The sequence below is a fragment of the Chroococcidiopsis sp. CCALA 051 genome (assembly GCF_003015105.1).
In the GTDB taxonomy this organism is placed as follows: Bacteria; Cyanobacteriota; Cyanobacteriia; order Cyanobacteriales; family Chroococcidiopsidaceae; genus Chroococcidiopsis; species Chroococcidiopsis thermalis.
Map to the genome: position 1 here is coordinate 1 of NZ_PYCI01000251.1, position 2825 is coordinate 2825.

Genomic DNA, 2825 nt, shown 5'->3' on the forward strand with positions numbered 1-2825 from the left:
AGATGTGTATAAGAGACAGGCTGTGAGGGCAACTGCAATTAGTCCGCCACCGATCGCCAGAACCAAAATGCTAGAAACGCTGAGATTGGCGTGCAGGGCAGGAATAAAAACCACAACTACCAAGGAAATTACTGAAAGAATTAATAAATCTACTTTTTCGATCCAGCGACGAGATAAGGCAAAAACTAGACCGCTCAAAATCACAGCGGCGATCGCCCAACCTATAGCGGGAGTGGGAAAAAGGCTGGAAAGCGCGATCGCCAGCAAAGCACCTTCAAAACCGCTAAAAGCCGCTCCCGTTAAAACCTCCCACAGAGCAAAACTCGGTCGCCTGGTTATTGGTGGGGGAGTAGATGGTATAGGGGTGGGGCGATCGAGCTGGTGCAGAGCGGCGAGGACTTCGGCAGCTGACTGATAGCGCTGCTGCGGTTGAGCTGATAGCATCTTGGTCAGAATGCTGGCAAGCTCATTGCTAACTTCAACATGCATTCGCCAATGCCATTGATTGCGACCGGCATCATATAAATCTGTAGGTTTTTTGCCAGTGAGTAGGTTGACTGCGGTTACAGCCAAGGCATACAAGTCCGTAGAAGGGTAAACTTCCCCACCTGAGACTTGTTCGGGAGGGGCAAAACCCATAGAATAAATTCCGGTCGAAGCAGATTGCGCTCCTCCTGCTTGGCTCGTCACTTGTTTGACCGCACCAAAATCGAGTAAGTAAAGCTTATCGTGGCGATCGCGGATGATATTAGAAGGTTTGATATCCCGATGAATCGCTTTTTGTTCGTGAACGAACTGTAAAACGGGTAAAATGGCGTAGAGCAGTTGCAAGACCTGCGATTCGGAGAACCGACCTTGAGATTCTAGTTCTGCTTCTAGAGTTTCACCGTCGATAAACTCTTGAACGAGATAAAAAAAACGTTCCTGTTTATTGGGTTGCCAACTCGGGACGCTCAATTCAAAAAAAGCCAACAAATCGGGGATTTGGTCGTGGCGATCTCCGAGTTGTTCTAAGGCGACTGCTTCCCGTTCAAATAGGGTTTGGGCAGTCATCAGCTGAGTCGCGCTCAAGTCACCAGAAGGCTTGAATTGCTTCACGACACACTGACGCATCCCAGGCGTGTAGCGATCGCGTGCCAAAAAAGCCGCACCAAATCCCCCTTGTCCTAGTAGTTTTACCGGTAGATAGCGCCCCTGTAAAATTAGCGGCATACCGCAACAGGTGCAATACTTTTGTTCTGTTGTTTTGAGAATGGCGCTGTTATCGAGATCGGTAAAATGATTGAGCGGACGGGGACAGCCTAAACGAGTGCAGAAAACTTCCATGAACGGCAAAGGCTAGGGGCTAGAAAGATAAGTGGCTGGTGGCTAGTGACTGGTGACTAGTGACTGGTGTTTTCTAGCCCCTAGCCACTAACCACTAGCCACTCCTATAGCTTTTAATTTAGCTGTCTAGCTCAAACAACTCAATTCACTTCCTCGACCTCTGGCGTTACGACTTCTATAGTTTCCTTGGCAACTCGCGGCGACTCTAACAGTTCCTTGCCCCAACCTGGAGTTGTAAATTGGGGTAAAATCTCGCGGATAAACGCATCAGCTGCTTTCGAGCGATAACGGTTGGGGTTTAAAATTGCTGCTAGCGTCCGTCGCACCACGACCCCTTCAATTGCAGAGCGGTGCAAGATACCCATTTGTAGCTCTTTGGCGATCGCAGAGACGGAAACAAAAGCCGCTCCTAACCCTGACTGCACGGCGTTTTTAATTGCCTCAATTGAATTGAGTTCCATTTCAATTTTGAGTCGTCGCGTATCGATCTCGCAGCGAGTTAATACAGAGTCAATGACTTTGCGAATGGTCGATTGGGAATCGAGAGCGATGAACTGAAGTTTATAGAGGTCGTCTTTATAGATTTTCTCGGCTTTTGCTAAGGGGTGCAGCACTGGTAATATCAGGGCTAGCTCATCTTCGGCGTAAGGAGCGATCTGTAAAGATTCATGTAACTCTGAGGGAATTTCGCCACCGATGATCGCTAAGTCTACCTGTCCGTTTGCCACGCTCCAAGCAGTGCGCCGAGTTGAGTGGACGTGCAACTGTACCGCGACATCAGGATATTTTTGGCGAAACATGCCGATCATGCGAGGTAAAAGGTACGTGCCAGTAGTTTGAGAAGCACCGACAATCAGAGTTCCGCCTTGAAGGTTTTGCAAATCCTCAATTGCCCGACAGGTTTCTTGACATAGGCTGAGAATTTTTTCGCCATAGTTGAGCAGCAAATACCCTGCTTCTGTCAGTTGCGCTCTACGTCCGCCTCTGTCGAATAAAGGCACGTCCAATTGCCGCTCTAAGTTTTGCACCTGCAAGCTCACCGCAGGTTGAGAGACATAAAGACTGTCAGCGGCACGCTTGAAGCTCCCTTCAGCAGCGATCGCTTTAAGAATGCGTAACTGATCTAAGGTGAAAGGTAGGTCAGACATACAGCTATATCCATGAATACGAAAGGAGACTTCAGGCAACCTACTCGATTAGTGAGAGAGCGCGAATGTGTCATCTGCTCAAAGTGGGAAACATTCCGCGAAAATGACCCTAACACCACATTAATATATAAAGTTACCTAATAATTCGCGATCGGAGCTTTACAGGAACAAAATATATAAAATTTACTAATAGAAAGCGGGTGGTGATGGGTGATGGGTAATTGGTAATTGGTAATTGGTTATTCTCGCTTCCTTGTCTCCCTTGTTTTCCCCCCTCTCCCTTGTCTCCCTTGTCTCCCTTGTCTCCCTTCGCCCCCTAATCCCCACTCCCTTCGGTCGTGGGGAAGAGCG

At 48.4% G+C, this 2825-nt stretch carries 2 protein-coding genes; both read right to left on the minus strand.

The window, feature by feature from the left end:
* Positions 1-1326: serine/threonine-protein kinase (locus tag C7Y66_RS30290; protein ID WP_106548364.1), on the minus strand; the 1326-nt coding region annotated here is incomplete at its 3' end.
* Between the two features lie 140 nt (positions 1327-1466).
* Entirely contained in the window at positions 1467-2474 is a 1008-nt protein-coding gene (locus C7Y66_RS30295) for a LysR family transcriptional regulator (protein ID WP_015157340.1), read from the minus strand.
* Positions 2475-2825 lie beyond the last annotated feature (351 nt).